The organism is Amycolatopsis sp. CA-230715, assembly GCF_018736145.1.
Classification (GTDB): Bacteria; Actinomycetota; Actinomycetes; order Mycobacteriales; family Pseudonocardiaceae; genus Amycolatopsis.
The window spans coordinates 920,257-937,407 of the sequence record NZ_CP059997.1 but is presented as its reverse complement, the minus strand read 5'-3'; the positions used below and the strand labels follow the sequence as shown (position 1 = coordinate 937,407).

Sequence of the window (17,151 nt, the reverse complement as noted above, 5' to 3'; positions counted from 1 at the left end):
TGTACATTTCGGCTAGAACTTACATCCTACTCGGAATGTTTTCTAGGGTGACCAGGGAGGACCCGCCGTGCCACTGCAGATCCAGCGCAGCTCGTGGAGCAACGACGACCTGGAGGAGTTCCGGGATCTCGCGCGGACCTTCTGCCAGAAGGAGCTCGTGCCGAACCAGGAGCGGTGGGCCGCGGCCAAGCAGGTCGACCGCGAGCTGTGGACGAAGGCGGGCGAGGTCGGCCTGCTCGCACTGTCCATTCCGGAGGAGTACGGCGGTGGCGGCGGCACGTTCGCCCACGAAACCGTGCTGTACGAGGAGCAGGCGCGCTGCGGCGACAGCGCGTGGGGCGTAACTGTCCACAGTGGAATCGTCGCGCACTACCTGCTCGCCTACGGCTCCGAGGAGCTGAAGCGGCGCATGCTGCCGAAGTTCGCCTCCGGCGAGATGGTCGGCGCGATCGGCATGACCGAACCGGGCACGGGCTCGGACCTCCAGAGCATCAAGACGCGCGCGGTGCGCGACGGCGACCACTACGTCATCAACGGCGCGAAGACGTTCATCACCAACGGCGGGCTCGCCGACGTGATCGTGCTCGCGGTGAAGACGGACACCGACCCCGAGGCGGGCGCGAAGGGCGTGTCCCTGATCGCCGTCGAGACGGACACACCGGGTTTCCGCCGCGGCCGCCTCCTCGACAAGCTCGGCCTCAAGGGCCAGGACACCGCCGAGCTGTTCTTCGACGACGTCAGGGTGCCGGTCGGGAACCTCCTCGGCGACGCGGAGGGCCAGGGCTTCATCCAGATGATGCAGCAGCTCCCGCAGGAGCGGCTGCTGATCGCGATCACCGCGGTCGCCGGGATGGAGTCCGCGATCAACCAGACCATCGAGTACACAAAGGACCGCAAGGCCTTCGGCCGTCCGGTCTTTTCCTTCCAGAACACCAAGTTCAAGCTCGCCGAGGCGGCGACGGAGGCCGCGGTCGCGCGCGCCTTCCTTGACAGTTGCGTCGAGCGGCACCTGCGCGGCGAACTCGACATCCAGGGCGCCGCGATGGTCAAGTTGTGGGCCACCGAGCGGATCAACCGGGTCGTCGACGACTGCCTGCAGCTCTTCGGCGGGTACGGCTACATGACCGAGTACCCGATCGCGCGAGCGTGGGCCGATGTCCGGATCTCCCGGATCTTCGGCGGCACCAGCGAAATCATGAAGGAAATCATCTCGCGCACGCTCTGACTCGCACGCCGGACCGCCACGAACAAGGAGAACGCACACATGAAGGCAGGGCCACTGGCCGGGCTGAAGGTCGTCGAGCTGGCGGGCCTCGCCCCGGGGCCGTTCGCCGCCACCGTGCTCGCCGATCTCGGCGCCGACGTGATCAGGGTGGACCGGGCGACCCCTGGCGAGGACGTGCTCGGCATCCCGGCCGATCCGCTGGCCAGGGGACGGCGCACGGTCGGGATCAACACGAAGACCCCGGAAGGCGTCGAACTCGTGCTGAAGCTCGCCGACCGCGCCGACGTGCTGATCGAGGGATTCCGGCCCGGTGTCGCCGAGCGGATCGGCCTCGGTCCCGACGTCGTGCACGCGCGCAACCCCCGGCTGGTGTACGGGCGGATGACCGGCTGGGGCCAGGACGGGCCGCTGGCGCCCGCCGCGGGCCACGACATCAACTACATCGGCATCGCGGGCGCGCTCGACCTCGTCGGCAGGGCGGGGGAGCGGCCGGTGCCGCCGGTGAACCTCGTCGGCGACTTCGGCGGCGGCGGGCTGCTGCTGGCCATGGGCATCCTCGCCGCGCTGTACGAGCGGACCACGTCCGGCAAGGGGCAGGTCGTGGACGCGTCGATGGTCGACGGCGCGGCGCTGCTGACCAGCCAGCTGCACGGCATGCACGCGGCGGGGCTGTGGCAGGGCGAGCGCGGGGACAACATGCTCGACGGCGGCGCCCCGTTCTACGACACCTACGAGACCGCGGACGGGAAGTACGTCGCGGTCGGCGCCATCGAGATGCGGTTCTGGCAGGACCTGGTGAAGGTGCTCGGCCTCGACGGGGAGGACCTGCCGCTGCACATCGACAAGACGGAGTGGCCGCGCCTGCGCGCGATCCTCGCCGAGGCCATCGGAAAGCACACCCGCGACGAGCTGACCGCGATGGCCGAGGGAACCGACGCCTGCCTCACCCCGGTCCTCTCGCCGTGGGAAGCCGCCGAGCACCCGCACAACCAGGCGCGGCAGACCTTCGTCGACATCGGCGGGATCGTGCAGCCCGCCCCGGCGCCGAAGTTCGACCGGACGCCGCCCGCGGTGCCCGAAGCGCCGAGGTCGAAGGGCGGGGACACCCCCGAGGTGCTCGACGAGCTCGGTCTGTCCGGTGACGAAGTCGAGTCGCTGCGCGCCGCGGGGACCATCACCTGACACGCGGGGTGTCGCGGGGCGTGTTCGTCGGTGACGGATGCGCCCGTTTCTCCTAGACTCGACCGGGCCGGTGTGTACTCAACGTGATAGGTACCGCCTGTCCGTGTGAGGCTCTGTCGGATTGCGGCCGAGCAAGGCAGGATGGCCGTAGACCCTCGGTCAACGGGCCGACACACACGGGCACCAGGGACATCCCCTGCGCTGCCGGGCGAACCGATCGGATGGAGCCATGTCGTCGAACGTCAAGAAGATCCTGATCGTCGGCGTGATCGCGCTCGTCCTCTTCTTCCTCATCAGTAAGCCAACGCAGTCGGCCGACGCCGTGCACAACGTCCTCGGCTGGCTCAAGGACGGCGCCGAGGCCATCGTCACCTTCTTCAAGAGCCTGTTCTCCTGACCTGGGCACAGCCGGGCCGGCACCGCCTCCGCGCGGCGTCGGCCATTTCGCTGCGTGAGATCTTTTTCGGTGACTGAGGGTGACTTTTATCGATTTTGGACAGTCGCGATACACCATCCGGGTGGATTGCCGCGATTAAGCCGCTGGTCGCCGAATTGGTCCCGGCGAAAGTCTGGCGTCGGCCGGGGATCCGGCCCTACGGTGCTCACATTGCGTGACCAGCTCGTGCTGGTAGTGCCGGGCCGTCTGGTCCGCCGCACGGTCACCGCTCGTCAGTCAGAACTTCGTTGTCGGGGTACGAGGAGGCAGAGATGACCGGAGATCCTGGAGTGGACGCGTTGATCCGCCAATGGGCGGCCGAACGTGAGCAGACCGCGGAGGAGAAGGAAGCCGACCGCATCGCTTCGGCTTGGCTCGCGGAAGCGCCCCGCCAGGCGCCGGGCATCCCAGGACAGCGCGCTCGTGGCGGCGCTTCCTCGTGGGCGCCGGTAGAGAGCGCGGATCCCGGTTACCTCGACGCCATGCGGCAGCGGGCGCCCGAGGTCCCCGACGAGCTGCTCGTCGCCGCGGCGGGCTGGTGGCAGATGATCGGCGACGTGGCCGAGGCGGAGCGCTGGTGGGACGCCGGTATCAGCCCGCTCGACCAGCGAGCCCTCGACTACCGCGCGGCCGGGCTGAGCCCGTCCGATCTGAGCAGGCGCCTCGGCCCGATGACCGTTTTGCAGCACCTCCGCCGGGGCAGCGCGCCCGCGTGGTGCGTCGCGCGGCTGGCACGGCAGCAGCGCGCGAGCTGATCGGAGTTCGCATGGCGGGCCGAATGGACGGCCTTCACCCATAACGCTAACGTGCGCGGCGTCGTTATCTTGGTGGCGCGACCGTGCGCTGGGCTGGAGGCAGTGTTTCCTTGGTCTCGTCGGGTTCCCCGGATTCTCCTGGTGCCACGCGTGTCGATGTGGACGACGTCGGCGAAACAGGCGTCGAAGACATGACGGACGTCGTGGACACCGAAGAAACGGATGTGACCGAAGCCACCCCGGTGCCACGTCCCCGTTCGCACGGCGCCGCCGTGCTCGGCAGGCTCGTCATCGTCGTCGTGGTGCTCGCGCTCGCCGGTGGCGGTGTCTGGCTCGTGACGGCCGCGACCACCCCGGACGTGAGCCCCACGACCACCGAGATCCCGGCGCTCGAGGTGCAGGCCGCCGCAGTGCAGCCGGGTTCGGCCGCCCCGATCAACGCGACGCTGGCCGGTGACCCCGCCCAGCAGCAGCAACAGCCGCAGGTCCCGCGGGAACAGCCGAAGGGCAAGCAGGGGAAGAACACCCTGGCCAGCTGGGCCGAGCGCGCGTCAGGTCCGGTCGGCATCCCGGCGCGGGCGCTCATCGCGTACGGGAACGCGGAGCTGGCGATGCGGTCCATGCAGCCGAAATGCCGTCTCTCGTGGGCGACGCTCGCGGGCATCGGGCGCATCGAGTCCAACCACGGCCAGTACGGCGGCGCGACGCTCGGCGCCGACGGCAGGCCGAGCAAGCCGATCATCGGCGTGCCGCTCGACGGTTCGCCCGGCGTGCGCGCGATCGCGGACACCGACGGCGGCCGATACGACGGCGACCCGGCGCAGGACCGCGCCGTCGGGCCGATGCAGTTCATCCCCGGCACCTGGGCGAAGTGGAACTCGGACGGCAACGGCGACGGCGTCGGCGACCCGCAGCAGATCGACGACGCGGCGCTCGGCGCGGCGCGCTACCTGTGCGCTGGCGGCCGGGACATGGCGGGCGCGACCGGCTGGTGGGCCGGGATCATGTCGTACAACAACTCCGTCGAATACGCGCAGAAGGTGTTCGGCCTCGCCGACGGATACGCGAAAGCCGCCCAAACCGTACGAGTGCGGGACTGACCGTCCCCCGGTTTCGTGCCCCGAAGGTGGCTTTCGGGGACTTGAGCGCCCCGAAGGTCACTTTCGGGGCATGCGCTTCTCGGAGCCGCCTCGGAGGTCGGGTGTATCGGACGGGTGCTAGCGTCGGAATGTGCCCGCAAGCTCGGTCCTCGCACGCCGGTTCACGATCGTGGTCGTGTCGCTGGCGAGCCTCGCCCTGTGCTGCGGGCTCGCCTGGTGGCAGTGGGAGCGGTTCTCCTCGGCGAGCGGCACTTTCCAGAACCTCGGCTACGTGCTGCAGTGGCCGCTGTTCGGGCTGTTCCCCGCGTTCATGTTCTGGCGCATCCGCAAGCTGCGACGCCAGGCGGCCGAGCAGGAGGCGGCCGGGAGTGGCGAAGACCACGCCGCGGTGCCCGCCCCCAGGCCGGAAGCGGCGATGAGCAGCACCCCCACCGCCGCCCCCGCGCCCGACGACGAGCCGGATGACGAGCTCGCCGCGTACAACCGCTACCTGGCCGAGCTGAACGCCCGTGACCAAACCAGGTGACCCAGCCAAGAAAGGCCCCGTCCATGACCGCCCGAACTGACGAGCCGACCGCCGCGGCGCCCGCGCTGAGCGGTCCGCTGCTGCGGTTCCGCATCGCCGCGTACGTGACCGGCGTCGGCCTGCTCGGCCTGTGCTTCGTGATGGTCCTGCGCTACGGCTACGACATCCCCAAGCCGTCCGCGATCTACTCGCCGATCCACGGCGTGCTGTACATGATCTACCTGGTGGTCACCATCGACCTGGCGATCAAGGCGCGCTGGGCGATCAAGAACACCGTGCTGATCCTGATCGCCGGGTGCGTGCCGTTCGTGTCGTTCCTGGTGGAGCGCCGGGTCACTCGACGAGTGCGGGCTGGGCAGAAGCCGTAGCGGTGTCGCGCCGCTTCGTCCGGAACGTCAGCGCGACGAGCAGGATCGCGGCGGCCACGATGGCCGAGACGACGTAGGCGTGCGTCATCCCGGTGACGAACACGTCGGCGGGCGCGGTGCCGGGTGCCGGATCGCGGGTCGCCGAGCCGAACACGGTGGCCAGCACGGCCAGTCCGAGCGCGGCCCCGCTCTGCTGCATGGTCTGCAGCGCCCCGCCCGCGGCGCCCGCTTCCTCGGACCGCACGGTCGACATGATCACGACGTTGAGCGGTGAGAACGCCATACCGCCGCCGAGCCCCATCAACAGCAGCGGCACGAACAACGAGCCGAAGTAGGCGCTCGCCGTGTCGACCTGGGTCAGCAGCACGAGACCGGCGACCATCAGTGCGCTGCCGGTGACGGCGAGGGGTTTCGGGCCGAACCGGGGGAGCAGCTTCGGCACCGCCCTGCTCATCCCGAAGATGCCCGCCGCCATCGGGAGGAACGCGAACCCGGTCGTCAGCGGCGCGAGCTTCAGCACCAGCTGCAGGAACTGGGTCAGGTAGAAGAACATCGACATCATCGCTATCGGCCCGAGGAAGAAGTTGGCGTAGGCGGCGACGCGGTCGCGGTCGGTGAACAGGTGCAGCGGCATCAGCGGCTGCGCGGTGCGGCGCTCGATGAGCAGGAACGCGGCGATCAGCACGACACCGGCCCCGAGCGCGAACCGCGCGAACGTGTCGCCCCAGCCCGCGTCGCCCGCCCTGATGAACCCGTAGACCAGCGAGCCGACGCCGAGCGTCGCGGTGACCGCGCCGGGCAGGTCGAGCTTGGCGGGCACACGCTCGGGTTCGCGGACGAACCGGGGCGCGAGCGTCGCGATGGCGACGCCGAACGGCACGTTGATGAACAGCACCGCGCGCCACGAGAACCATTCGGTGAGCAGGCCGCCGAGGATGAGCCCGATCGCGAACCCGCCGCTGGCCATCGCGGAGAACAGCGCCAGCGCGCGGACCCTCGCGGCGGGGCTGCTGACCGTGGTGGTGACCAACGCGAGCGTGCTCGGGCCCGCCATGGCGGCGCCGATGCCTTGTGCGACACGGGAAATGATCAGGAACTCGGCCGAGTTCGCGAAGCCGCCCGCGAAGGACGCGACGGTGAACACGGTGACACCGACGACGAACATGCGGCGCCTGCCGAGCAGGTCGCCCGCGCGGCCGCCGAGCAGGAGCAGCCCGCCGAAGACCAGCGTGTAGGAGCTCATCACCCAGGACAGGCCGGGCTGCGAGAAGCCGAGGTCGGCGCGGATCCTCGGCAGCGCCACGTTCATCACGGTGGCGTCGAGGATGAACATGAGCTGGCAGGTGAGCAGCACCGCCAGCGCGAGTCCCGGCCGCGGCGCCGCGCGCGTGCCGGGTGGTGCGGGCAGGGTGGAACGCGTCAAGGGATACTCCAGTGAGAGCAGAGAATCGGAGAGTGTCTCCACTTCGAGACGTGTGCCATCATATGGAGACACTCTCCGGTTCGGCAAGCGCTTTTCCGGAGAGGTGCGAAGGAGGCCGTCGATGGAGGCTGTGGGTGCCCCGCGGGCGATGCGGGCCGACGCCCGGCGCAACTACGAGCGCATCGTCAGCGCCGCGCGCGAAGCGTTCGGCGAGCACGGGGCGGAGGCACCTCTCGACGACATCGCGAAGCGCGCCGGTGTCGGCGCGGGCACGCTCTATCGGCACTTCCCGACCAGGGACGCGTTGATCGAAGCGGTCTACCGCGCGGACATCGTCGCGCTCGTCGACTCCGCCTACCGCCTGGTGGACGAGCTGCCGCCGAAGGAAGCGCTCGAGGAGTGGCTGCGGGAGCAGGTCCGGTTCGTGGTCTACAAGAACGGCCTCGCGCAGACGCTGAAGGCCGCGATGGACCGGGGTTCGGAAACCTTCGCCTGGTGCCGCGCCAGCATCACCGAGGCGGCGTCCCTCGTGGTCACCAACGCGCAGAAGGCGGGCGTGGTGCGCGAGGATCTCACCGGCCCCGCCCTGCTGCGGCTCGGGCACGGCGTCGGCATCGCCGCCGTGAACGCGCCGGAGGACGAGGGCCTGTGCATGGTCAAGGTGGTGCTCGCCGGACTACGCCCGGAGTGACCTCGGCGGCACCGTCCCGCCACGCAGCGCGTCGGCGTCTATTGTGGACGGTTGAGCCGGCGCGTCCGCGAGCCGGGCGAGCATCGTCTCCAGTGGACTGTCCACCGTGTCCGTACGGGCGCTGAGGAAAGCCCACTCGTGCTCGTCCGAGCCGTAGTAGACGACGCTCGGGAACGCGCCGGTGAACCGCTGCCACGCCGCGGCCAGTGTTTCGTTGCGCCACAAGGTGGGGCAGCCCGCCTGCACGCTCACCACGCCGCCGGGGCTGAGCAAACGGGCGCACGCGGCGAGGAAATCCGAGCCGTAGAGCCGGTTGTGCTGCGCGGCGGGATCGTCGTTCTCGTCGGGGAGGTCGACCACCACCACGTCGTAGGACCGTCCCCGCGCCGCCGCGTCCGCCACCCACTGCCAGCCGTCGAGGTAGTGGACCCGGACCCCGCTCTCCGCGACTTCGGCCGCGCGAAGCTCTTCGGGCGTATAGCCGTAGGGCAGGTGCTCCGCGCACGCGGCGACCGCCTCGCGGTCGATGTCGACGTGGTCCACCTCGTCGGCGCCCATGGCGATCGCGAGCTGGCTCGCGACGCCTTCGCTCGACCCGATGATCAGCACGCGCCGCAACCGTTCGGCGAGCAGCAGGGGCGGCACCATGAGCGCCTCGTGGTAGACGAGCTGGCTCGCTTCGGTGCTCTGGCGCTCGCCGTCGCAGAACAGGGAGATCCCTTGCGCGGTACGGGCGATCAGCAGTTCCTGGTATTCGGTCTTGGTCTCCAGCAGGACTTCGCCGATCTCCCAGGTCCTGGTGAGCCCCGCGCCGAGGAGTTCGCTGATCTCGCGCATCAAGAGTCCTTTCCGTTGCCGCGGTGCACTGTGGACGATCGCACGGACGCCGCGCCGACGGCCTTGGCGAGCAGTTCGACCGCGAGTTCCGGGTCGGCCCGCTCGCCGCAGGTGAACACGTCGACGAAGGCGGCACCGAGCTCCGGGTAGGTGTGGATGGAGGCGTGCGATTCGGCCAGCATCGCCAGCACGGTCAGGCCCTGCGGTTCGAAGCGGTGCGAGATCACCTCGCACACGGTCGCGCCCGCGGCGGACAGTGCGGACGACATGGCTTCGCGCAGGGCGCCGCTGTCGTCGAGCAGCGCGGGATCGGCGTCGGTCAGTTCGGCGAGCACGTGCCGGCCGGTGAAGGCGCCGACCGTGCGGGCCTCATCCTTCATCGGTGCCCTCGATGCAGTACGTCCGCAACGGCGGGATGCCGTTGAACGACACCGACGAATAACTGGCCGTGTAGGCGCCCGCGTCGAGGATGTCGAGCAGGTCGCCCGCCCGCAGCGAGGCAGGCAGCCGGTAGGGAGTCCGCAGGTAGAGCACGTCGTCACCATCGCACGTCGGCCCGGCGAGGACGACGCCGGTGTCCGCGCCGTCCCGCGCCGTGACCGGCTCGACGCGGTACGCGATCGCTTCGTTCTCGGTTTCGGCGAGTCCGTTATAGCGCCCGATGTCGAGGAACACCCAGCGCTGCTCGTCGTCGCGCACCAGCACGACCTCGGTGCGGATGAGCCCCGCTTCGGCCACCAGCACCCGGCCCGGTTCGAGCACCAGTTCCGGGGTGGCGCCGGGGAAGTGGCTCGTCAGCGCGCCGCGGATCGCGGTGGCGTAGGCGGCGATCGAGGGCGCGGTGCCGCGGTAGCCGACGGCCATGCCGCCACCGAGGTTGAGCCGCCGCGCGCGCACTCCGCGCGCGGCGGCGTCGGCGAACACCTTGGCCGCCGCGGCGATCCCCGGCTCCCACGCGCCGGGGTCGAGCTGCTGGGAACCGGGGTGGAAGCCCACCCCGGCCGGGTCGAGGCCCAGTTCGGCGGCCAGCACCAGCAGATCGGCCGCGATCGTGGGCGAGCAGCCGAACTTGCGGCCGAACGGGGTCGCCGACGCGGGACCGTCGACCAGCAGCCGGACGGTCACCGCCGAGCCGGGCGCGTGCTCCGCGATCGCGCGCAGATCGCCCTCGGCGTCGGTGACGAACTCGCGCACCCCGAGCCCGAACGCGTATGCGATGTCGGACGGCTTCTTGATCGTGTTGCCGTAGGAGAGGCCGCTCGCCGGTGCGCCGAGCGAACGGCACAGGTCGACCTCGCCGGTGCTCGCGACGTCGAAGCTCATCCCCGCGACCACCAGGCGCGCCACCACCGCGGGTTCGGGATTGGCCTTGACCGCGTAGCACAGCCGGGCGCCGGGGAACTCGCGGGCGAGCTCCCCGGCGCGGTCGGCGACGGTGTCGAGATCGAGCACCAGGCACGGCGTCGGCGGCGCGTGCTCGGCGAGGAACCGGCGGAGGCGGGGGAGTGCGGTCACTCCCCACCACTATCAGGAGCCGATGCCGGTGAGCGAGCGGACCTCCATCTCGGCGTGCTTGCGCGGGTCGGCCTTCTCCTTGCCGAACACGGTGCCGAGGAACCCGCACAGGAACGAGAACGGGATGGACACCAGCCCGGGGTTCTTCAGCGGGAACCAGTGGAAGTCGACGCCCTTGATGATCGAGTCGGGCGCGCCGGAGACCACCGGGGAGAAGAACACCAGCACCAGGCAGGCGATCAGGCCGCCGTAGATGCCCCACAGCGTGCCGGTGGTGGTGAACCGCTTCCAGAACAGCGAGTACAGCAGCGTCGACAGGTTCGCCGACGCGGCCACGGCGAACGCGAGCGCCACCAGGAACGCGATGTTCTGGCCGTTGGCGAGGATGCCGCCGATGATGGCCATCGCGCCGACCACCACCGCGGTGAGCCTGGCGACGCGCACCTCGTCGGCGGGTTCGGCCTTGCCGCGCTTGAAGATGTTCGCGTAGACGTCGTGCGCGAACGAGGCGGACGCGGTGATCGTCAGCCCGGCGACCACGGCGAGGATGGTGGCGAACGCGACCGCGGAGACGATCCCGAGCAGCACGGTCCCGCCGATGTGCAGTGCGAGCAGCGGCGCCGCGGAGTTCTCCCCGCCCGGCGCGCCCTTGATCTCGTCCGAGCCGACCAGCGCCGCCGCGCCGAAGCCGATCACCAGCGTGCACAGGTAGAACAGGAACATGCACGAGGTCGCCCACACGACCGAGCGGCGCGCTTCCTTCGAGTTCGGCACCGTGTAGAACCGCATCAGCACGTGCGGCAGCGCGGCGGCGCCGAGGATGAGGGCGACCGCCAGCGAGACGAAGTCCAGCTTGGTGGTGCCCGAGGCGCCGTACTGCCCGCCGGGCTCCAGCAGTTTGTCGCCCATCGGGCTCTTCGCCGCGGCCGAGGAGAGCAGGTTCGAGAAGCTGAAGCCGAACTTGCCGAACAGGAACACGGTCATCAGCACCGCGCACAGGATCAGGATGGTGGCCTTGATGATCTGCACCCACGTGGTGCCCTTCATCCCGCCGACCAGCACGTACAGCACCATGATCAGGCCGACCACGCCGATCACCAGCGCCTGGCCGAACCCGCCGTGGATGTTCAGCAGCAGCGCGATGAGCCCGCCGGCGCCCGCCATCTGGGCGAGCATGTAGAAGAACGAGATGATCAACGTCGAGGTCGCGGCCGCGGCGCGGACCGGGCGCTGCTTCATCCGGAAGCTCAGCACGTCGCCCATCGTGAAGCGGCCGGTGTTGCGCAGCAGCTCGGCGATCAGCAGCAGGTCGACCAGCCAGGCGACCAGGAAGCCGATGGAGTACAGGAAGCCGTCGTACCCGTGGATCGCGATGGCGCCCGCGATGCCGAGGAACGAGGCGGCGGAGAGGAAGTCGCCGGACAGCGCGATGCCGTTCTGCCGTCCGGTGAACGAGCTGCCCGCCGCGTAGTAGTCCGCGCGGCTCTGGTTCCGGCTGCTCGCGCGGTAGACGACGTAGAGCGTGATCGCCACGAAGAGGGCGAACACCGAGGTGTTCAGGATCGGGTTGCTCGAACTGGTCGAGGCGGCGAGCGTCATTCCGTCACCCCCGCCCGGACGCGGATGTCTTCGACCTGCGGGTCGATCCGGTGGTTGGCGAACCGCACGTAGGCCACGGTGATCGCGATCGTGCTGGCGAACTGCAGGATGCCGAACACCATCGCGATGTTGACGTGGCCGAACAGCTTCGTGCTCATGAAGTCGTGCGCGTAGGCGGCCAGCAGCACGTAGGCGAGGTACCAGGCGAAGAACAGCAGGCTCATCGGGAACACGAAGCGGCGCAGGCGCGAGCGCAGCGCGACGAACTCGCCGCTGCCCTGGATGCGCTCGAAATCGGGGCCCTGCGGCTGCTGCTCGGCGGCGCCGTCGGCGGTTTCGGTCCGGGTGTCGCCGCCGAAGAGCACCGGCATCTGGCCGGTCTCCTCGGTGGCGTTCCTGGTCGCGGGTGAGTGCGCGACGTTCTGCATGTGATGCCTCCGGCAAGCGTCGGTCCGCAAGTGGCCGGGTCGGGGCGGCCGTGGGTCTGGGTCAGGGGTGGCCGTCAGCGGACTCGGGAAGGCGCACATCGTAACTACGCGGATTTCACGCCGGAAAACCGGCGGGCCGGTTTCCGTCGGGATGGGGATCCGGAATGGAAATGACCTTCATTGCGCTATCTGGAGTGGCTGCCCCGAAATAGTGAGCAGTTTTGTGACGGTCGGTTAATCCCACGGGGTGGAATGCGGCACACGGTGGACCTTCGGCGCCGACGCCGCAGGCTGCTCGTGACCGAGGGTGACACCAGGGCGAGGTGGACCCGCGCCCGGGTGTCCGGCTTCCGCGTGATCAACTCACCCGGCCGTCATGACGGCGGAAATCCGCTGGCCGGGGGTGGGTTCCGTGGCGAACGCCACGTCCTCCGCCCTGCGGTAGCGAAACGCCACAACATCGGGGAAATCTTGACGCTGTAGTCGGCCGGTTGCAGCACGGGCAGTAGCTTCTGACCGTGGGTGAGGGCCGTGGGATCCGCCGTACGGGTGACGCCATCCCCGGAATAATCGGATCGTATGGTCACGCAAAACGGACCTGCTCACGGCGTGCTGCCCGCAAAACCGCATCGGTGTCACCGAAAAGTGTATTTCCGCTGGTCATCGCCGGTCCGTTCGATGGAATTGCCGCAGCGCCGTTTGAGGTAGGATTCTCCCGCCACGCCGGAGTCAGCGATCTCCGAAGTGTCGATAGTCGGCCAGGTCAGCCGCAGGAAGCATGATGCGAAGTGCAACATGCACCCCGGTGCGGCCGGGACTCGCCGGCACCGGCGCGGCAGGGCAGACGTACGGGCCTGCCGGACGGCACGGCCGCCCCCGCCGAGCGCGGGCGCGGCGGCGGGACGGACGGCGCGGGCCGTGGTACAGGCACAGCCGGACCGAGGACGAGGAGCTGGATGCGAGCGAGGCGAGTCGCGGCACGGGAAGCGACCATCGAGAGCGCCCCCGCCGTCAGAGCCCGCACACGGGGTGGTGGCGCACTCCGTGACCACTCGGCCGTTCCCGTCGTTGCTCGTGTTTTCGGACCGAAGAAGCCGGACAGGGAGTCACTTTCGTGACGGTTGCAGGAGAAGGCCAGGTGCCGGTCGGAGAGCTGCTCGGCCGTGGCGGGGCCGAGCCGCCGCGCCGGTCGAGGTGGCGGGCGATCGCGCAGTGGCGCGACTGGAGCATCCCGGTCAAGCTGGCCGCGGTGACGCTGGTGCCGATCATGATCGCACTGGCGCTGGGCATCACCACCATCGCGAACCAGGTCGGCCGTTCCGACAGCTACCAGCGCATCGACCGGTTCGTCGCGCTCGGGAGCAGCCTGCGCGCGCTCACCGACGCGGTCCAGCACGAGCGCACGCTCACCGTCGAGCTACTGACCCAGGGCAACTCGGGTGGTTCGGCCGCGCTCGACGCCGCGCGCCGCTCCGTCGACGCCGCGACCGGGCCGCTGGCGCCCGCGATCGGGCGCGCGGCGGAGCTGGACAGCGCCGTCACGGGCCCCGGCAGGGAGGCCACCGACCAGCTCGGCCGGATCGCCCGGTTCCGCGAGCAGGTCGCCGCGGGCGAGCTGGACCCGGTGCAGGCGGTCAACGGCTACTCGGGCATCACCGGCGCGCTGCTCAAACTCGACACCACGCTTGTCGCGGGGATCAGTGACGACGCCATCGGCGGCACGCCGAGCGCGCTGCACGACATCGAGGTGGCCAAGGAGGAGGTGTCCCAGACCCAGGCACTGATCGGGTTCGGGATCACCCGGGGCAGCCTCACCCCGAACGAGGTCAACGAGGTGCGCACGGCGGACGTGCGGATGACCGACCGGCTCGCGGACTTCCGCGCCGCCGCCGATCAGCAGCAGCGCCAGCTCTACGACGGCAAGGTCGTCGGCCCGACCTACGTGACCAGGGACCAGCTCGTCAAGACGGTGCTCGGCGAGCGGGCCGGCGTCGGTGCCGATCCCGACGAGGTCGCCTCGGCACTGCGCAGCATCTCGCCGCAGCAGTGGACCGAGGTCTCGAACGCGGTCGTCGGCAGCATGGCCGAGGTCAGCAAGCAGCTCGGTGACCAGCTCACGGCGAGCTCCTCGGCGCTGGTGGAGGACGCCAGCAGCGGCGCGGGCCTGCTCGCGGTGCTGCTGTTCGCCGCGCTGGTGCTCACCGCGGCGGTGGTGTTCCTGATCAACCGCCAGCTGCTGCGCTCGCTGCGGACGCTGCGGGTGGGCGCGCTCGACGTCGCCGACCGCCAGCTCCCCGCCGCGGTGCGGAACATCCAGGAGGGCCGCGCGCAGAGCACGGACGTGCAACCGGTGCCGGTCGAATCCGACGACGAGATCGGCGAGGTGGCGCGCGCGTTCGACGCCGTGCACAGCCAGGCGCTGCGCCTCGCCGTCGAGCAGGCCGCGATGCGCACCGGCTACGGCAGCGTGTTCGTCAACCTGTCCCGGCGCAGCCAAAGCCTCGTGCAGCGGCAGCTCCAGATGATCGAGCGGCTGGAGCGCGACGAGGAGGACGCGGACCAGCTCGCGACGCTGTTCCAGCTCGACCACCTCGCCACCCGCATGCGCCGCAACAACGAGAACCTGATGGTGCTCTCCGGCGCCGAGCCCGGCCGCCGGTCGGGCCAGCCGGTGACGACCACCGACGTGCTGCGCGCCGCGGTTTCGGAGATCGAGCAGTACCAGCGGGTGGTCGTGCAGCCGCCGCCGCAGGCAAGGGTCGTCGGGTACGCGGCGAGCGATCTGATGCGCCTGGTCGCCGAGCTGCTGGACAACGCGACCGCGTTCTCCGCGCCCGGCACGCAGGTCACCGTGGCCAGCCGTTTCGTCGACGCCGGCGCGCTGTCGATCGACATCCTCGACAAGGGCATCGGCATGAACGAGGCCGAGGTCGCGGAGGCGAACAACCGGCTCACCGAGGCCGCCTCCGTCGATCTGGCCACCTCGCGCCGGATGGGCCTGTTCGTGGTCGGCAGGCTGGCCAGCAGGCACCACATCGGCGTCACGTTGCACGGCGGCAAGGACATCGCCGGGGTCAGGGCCACCGTCACCGTGCCAGCCGATCTGGTCGTCGACGCGCAGGGTGCGTCGTCCCCCGCTCCGTCGCCGGGGTCGTCCACCGAGGCGCCGCAACCCGCGCCGGGCACCCTGCCCCGCAGGCAGCGCCCCGTGAACGGGGCCAGCAGGCCGGTGAACGGCAGGCCCGGGGTGCCGCCGCCCTCGCAGGGCTCCCCGCTGGAGCGCAAGCCTGCCGAGGAGCCGCGGCCGCCGGAGATCAGGGTCGCGAACGGGCTCGCCGGGCTTTCCCAGCGCCCGCCGTCGGATCTCGAGATCTCGGGCACGGCGCTGTTCAGCCCGATCGGCAAGGACGCGCCGGAGCCGGAACCCGCGCCGGAGCCGAAGGCGCCGGAGAAGCAGGCCCCGCTGTCCGCGGCCGAGGCTGACGCCGCCTTGCCGCGCGGCAAGGAACTGTTCGAGGCCAACGGAACCGCGCTCACCGACTGGTGGAACGCCGCGACGAGCGAGCGCGACCAGCGCGCCGCCGCCGCACCGCCGCCGCCGGCGCGCCCGGAGACGACGCCGATCTTCGACGAGATGCTCTCCGCGTGGTTCCGCAGCGCCGAGCCCGCCGAAGGCGAAACCGGCGAGCAGGACGCCCCGGCGGCGACCGACGCGGTCGCGAGTGGACAGTCCGGATGGGACTTCGTCGCCGACGCGAACCGGCGGACGGTCGAAGCGGTCTCGCGCACCGAGCCGACCAGTTTCACCAGCGCGGGGCTGCCGCAGCGCCGACGAGGCGAGCAGTTGCTCCCCGGTGGCGTTCCCGACAAGCAGCCGGAAGCGCCCGCGCCGTCCTCGGACCTGCCGGTGCGCGACCCCGCGAACGTCCGCGGCAGGCTGAGCAGCTTCCAGCAGGGCGTCAACCGCGGCAGGCAGGCCAAGCAGGACGCGGCGAGGGACACCGCGGACGCTTCGGCTCCGGTCGAGTCCCCGGCGCCGCTTCCTTCGCGCAAGCCGCCCGCGGCGCCGGAGGCTCCCACGGTGCCGGAAACTCCCGCAGCGCCGGAAGTTTCCGCCACACCGGCGCCCGAACCACCCCCGGCGCAGGTCACACCGGCCGCGGCCGCGGCCGAAGCGCCCGCCGCGCCGGAGCGCCGCGAGGACCCGTCGGAAGTGACCGCGGCCTGGTCGTTCGAAAGCGACGAGAGTTGGCGTACCGTCCAGGCGGTTTCGCAGACCGTTTCCGGCTCGCTGACGCCCGCGGGACTCCCGCGGCGGCGGCGGGGCGAGCAGCTGATGCCCGGCAGTGCACCACCGTCGGCACAGCCCGCGAGCCCGCGGCCGGAGCGGGACGCCCATGATGTCCGCGGCCGGTTGACCAGTTTCCAGCAGGGAATCCGCCGGGGACGGCACCAGGCAGCCCAACCGACCGATGGCAACCAAGAGAAAAGGGAGGGTGAATGATCTCGCCGGATTCGCCGCAGCCACAACAGAACCAGTTCGGCTGGCTGGTCAACGACTTCGCGGAGCGGGTGCCGGGGGTCGCCCACGCGGTGGTCGTGTCGGCGGACGGCCTGCTGCTGACCGCATCGAACCGCCTCCCGCTCGACCGCGCCGATCAGCTCGCCGCGGTCGCTTCCGGCCTGGTTTCGCTCACCCAAGGCGCGGCGCGCTGCTTCGAAGCGGGCGCGGTCAGCGAGACCGTGGTCGAGATGGAACTCGGCATCATGGTCCTGATGTCGATCAGCGACGGCTCGTGCCTCGCCGTGCTCGCCGCGCCGAACTGCGACATCGGCCAGGTCGCCTACGAGATGACGATGCTGGTGGACCGCGTCGGCCAGATCCTCACCCCGGAGCTGCGCGCGCAGCTGCAGGGCTCGACGGGTTCCCTCATCGGCGAACCGGTGGGATGACGACGAACCGATGCTCCTGATCACCCGCCGGCCTGAACCCCGAGGGGGACGCCACCGCACCGCCGCCGTTTCGGTGAAGCGGTTGCCATTACGCGTCCTGGATAGGACTCTGC

16 protein-coding genes are annotated in these 17,151 nt (G+C 70.4%); 10 read left to right on the top strand and 6 right to left on the bottom strand.

Annotation, left to right across the window (positions count from 1 at the left end):
* The first annotated feature begins 67 nt into the window (after positions 1–67).
* The 7 genes from HUW46_RS04475 to HUW46_RS04445 all read left to right on the top strand — a co-directional run bounded on the left by HUW46_RS04475 (position 68) and on the right by HUW46_RS04445 (position 5,592).
* Positions 68–1,225 carry an acyl-CoA dehydrogenase family protein gene (locus tag HUW46_RS04475; protein ID WP_215546063.1) on the top strand — a complete coding sequence of 386 codons (1,158 nt, stop codon included), beginning with the start codon at positions 68–70 and terminating at the stop codon, positions 1,223–1,225.
* 39 nt (positions 1,226–1,264) lie between these two features.
* Positions 1,265–2,407 carry a CaiB/BaiF CoA transferase family protein gene (locus HUW46_RS04470; protein ID WP_215546062.1) on the top strand — a complete coding sequence of 381 codons (1,143 nt, stop codon included), beginning with the start codon at positions 1,265–1,267 and terminating at the stop codon, positions 2,405–2,407.
* A gap of 229 nt (positions 2,408–2,636) precedes the next feature.
* Entirely contained in the window at positions 2,637–2,804 is a 168-nt protein-coding gene (locus tag HUW46_RS04465; protein ID WP_215546061.1) for a hypothetical protein, read from the top strand.
* Positions 2,805–3,115: 311 nt separating this feature from the next.
* Positions 3,116–3,598, top strand: a complete 483-nt coding sequence (locus HUW46_RS04460) for a helix-turn-helix transcriptional regulator (RefSeq protein ID WP_215546060.1) — start codon at positions 3,116–3,118, stop codon at positions 3,596–3,598.
* A gap of 191 nt (positions 3,599–3,789) precedes the next feature.
* Positions 3,790–4,698 carry a lytic transglycosylase domain-containing protein gene (locus HUW46_RS04455; RefSeq protein WP_215546059.1) on the top strand — a complete coding sequence of 303 codons (909 nt, stop codon included), beginning with the start codon at positions 3,790–3,792 and terminating at the stop codon, positions 4,696–4,698.
* Between the two features lie 130 nt (positions 4,699–4,828).
* Entirely contained in the window at positions 4,829–5,224 is a 396-nt protein-coding gene (locus HUW46_RS04450) for a hypothetical protein (RefSeq protein WP_215546058.1), read from the top strand.
* Positions 5,225–5,247: 23 nt separating this feature from the next.
* Entirely contained in the window at positions 5,248–5,592 is a 345-nt protein-coding gene (locus tag HUW46_RS04445) for a DUF3817 domain-containing protein (protein WP_215546057.1), read from the top strand.
* On the opposite strand, the gene HUW46_RS04440 is transcribed toward HUW46_RS04445, so the two are convergent.
* The gene (locus HUW46_RS04440; RefSeq protein ID WP_256451415.1) at positions 5,558–7,015 is read right to left on the bottom strand and encodes an MFS transporter; all 1,458 of its coding nucleotides are present in this window, start codon (positions 7,013–7,015) and stop codon (positions 5,558–5,560) included. The genes HUW46_RS04445 and HUW46_RS04440 overlap by 35 nt on opposite strands.
* A gap of 121 nt (positions 7,016–7,136) precedes the next feature.
* Between HUW46_RS04440 and HUW46_RS04435 the strand changes: the two genes are divergently transcribed.
* Positions 7,137–7,706 (top strand): TetR/AcrR family transcriptional regulator, encoded by a 570-nt coding sequence (locus HUW46_RS04435; protein WP_215546056.1) that lies wholly within the window; start codon positions 7,137–7,139, stop codon positions 7,704–7,706.
* Here HUW46_RS04435 and HUW46_RS04430 read toward each other — a convergent pair.
* From HUW46_RS04430 to HUW46_RS04410, 5 genes are read right to left on the bottom strand one after another with little or no spacing between them, the layout of a single operon-like run.
* Entirely contained in the window at positions 7,692–8,543 is an 852-nt protein-coding gene (locus tag HUW46_RS04430) for a spermidine synthase (protein WP_215546055.1), read from the bottom strand. The genes HUW46_RS04435 and HUW46_RS04430 overlap by 15 nt on opposite strands.
* Entirely contained in the window at positions 8,543–8,923 is a 381-nt protein-coding gene (speD, locus tag HUW46_RS04425; protein WP_215546054.1) for an adenosylmethionine decarboxylase, read from the bottom strand. Before speD ends, HUW46_RS04430 begins: the two co-directional genes overlap by 1 nt.
* Complete coding sequence (locus HUW46_RS04420) at positions 8,913–10,058, bottom strand: type III PLP-dependent enzyme (RefSeq protein WP_215546053.1); 1,146 nt, start codon at positions 10,056–10,058, stop codon at positions 8,913–8,915. The genes speD and HUW46_RS04420 overlap by 11 nt, the downstream gene beginning before the upstream one ends.
* 12 nt (positions 10,059–10,070) lie before the next feature.
* On the bottom strand, positions 10,071–11,657 hold the full coding sequence (locus HUW46_RS04415; protein WP_215546052.1) for a solute symporter family protein: 1,587 nt from the start codon (positions 11,655–11,657) through the stop codon (positions 10,071–10,073).
* Complete coding sequence (locus HUW46_RS04410; RefSeq protein WP_215546051.1) at positions 11,654–12,085, bottom strand: DUF485 domain-containing protein; 432 nt, start codon at positions 12,083–12,085, stop codon at positions 11,654–11,656. The genes HUW46_RS04415 and HUW46_RS04410 overlap by 4 nt, the downstream gene beginning before the upstream one ends.
* 1,138 nt (positions 12,086–13,223) lie before the next feature.
* Between HUW46_RS04410 and HUW46_RS04405 the strand changes: the two genes are divergently transcribed.
* A complete protein-coding gene (locus HUW46_RS04405; protein ID WP_215549663.1) occupies positions 13,224–16,589 on the top strand; it encodes a sensor histidine kinase in 3,366 nt (1,121 codons plus the stop codon).
* Positions 16,586–17,038, top strand: a complete 453-nt coding sequence (locus HUW46_RS04400; protein WP_215546050.1) for a roadblock/LC7 domain-containing protein — start codon at positions 16,586–16,588, stop codon at positions 17,036–17,038. The genes HUW46_RS04405 and HUW46_RS04400 overlap by 4 nt, the downstream gene beginning before the upstream one ends.
* The last annotated feature ends 113 nt before the right edge of the window (positions 17,039–17,151 follow it).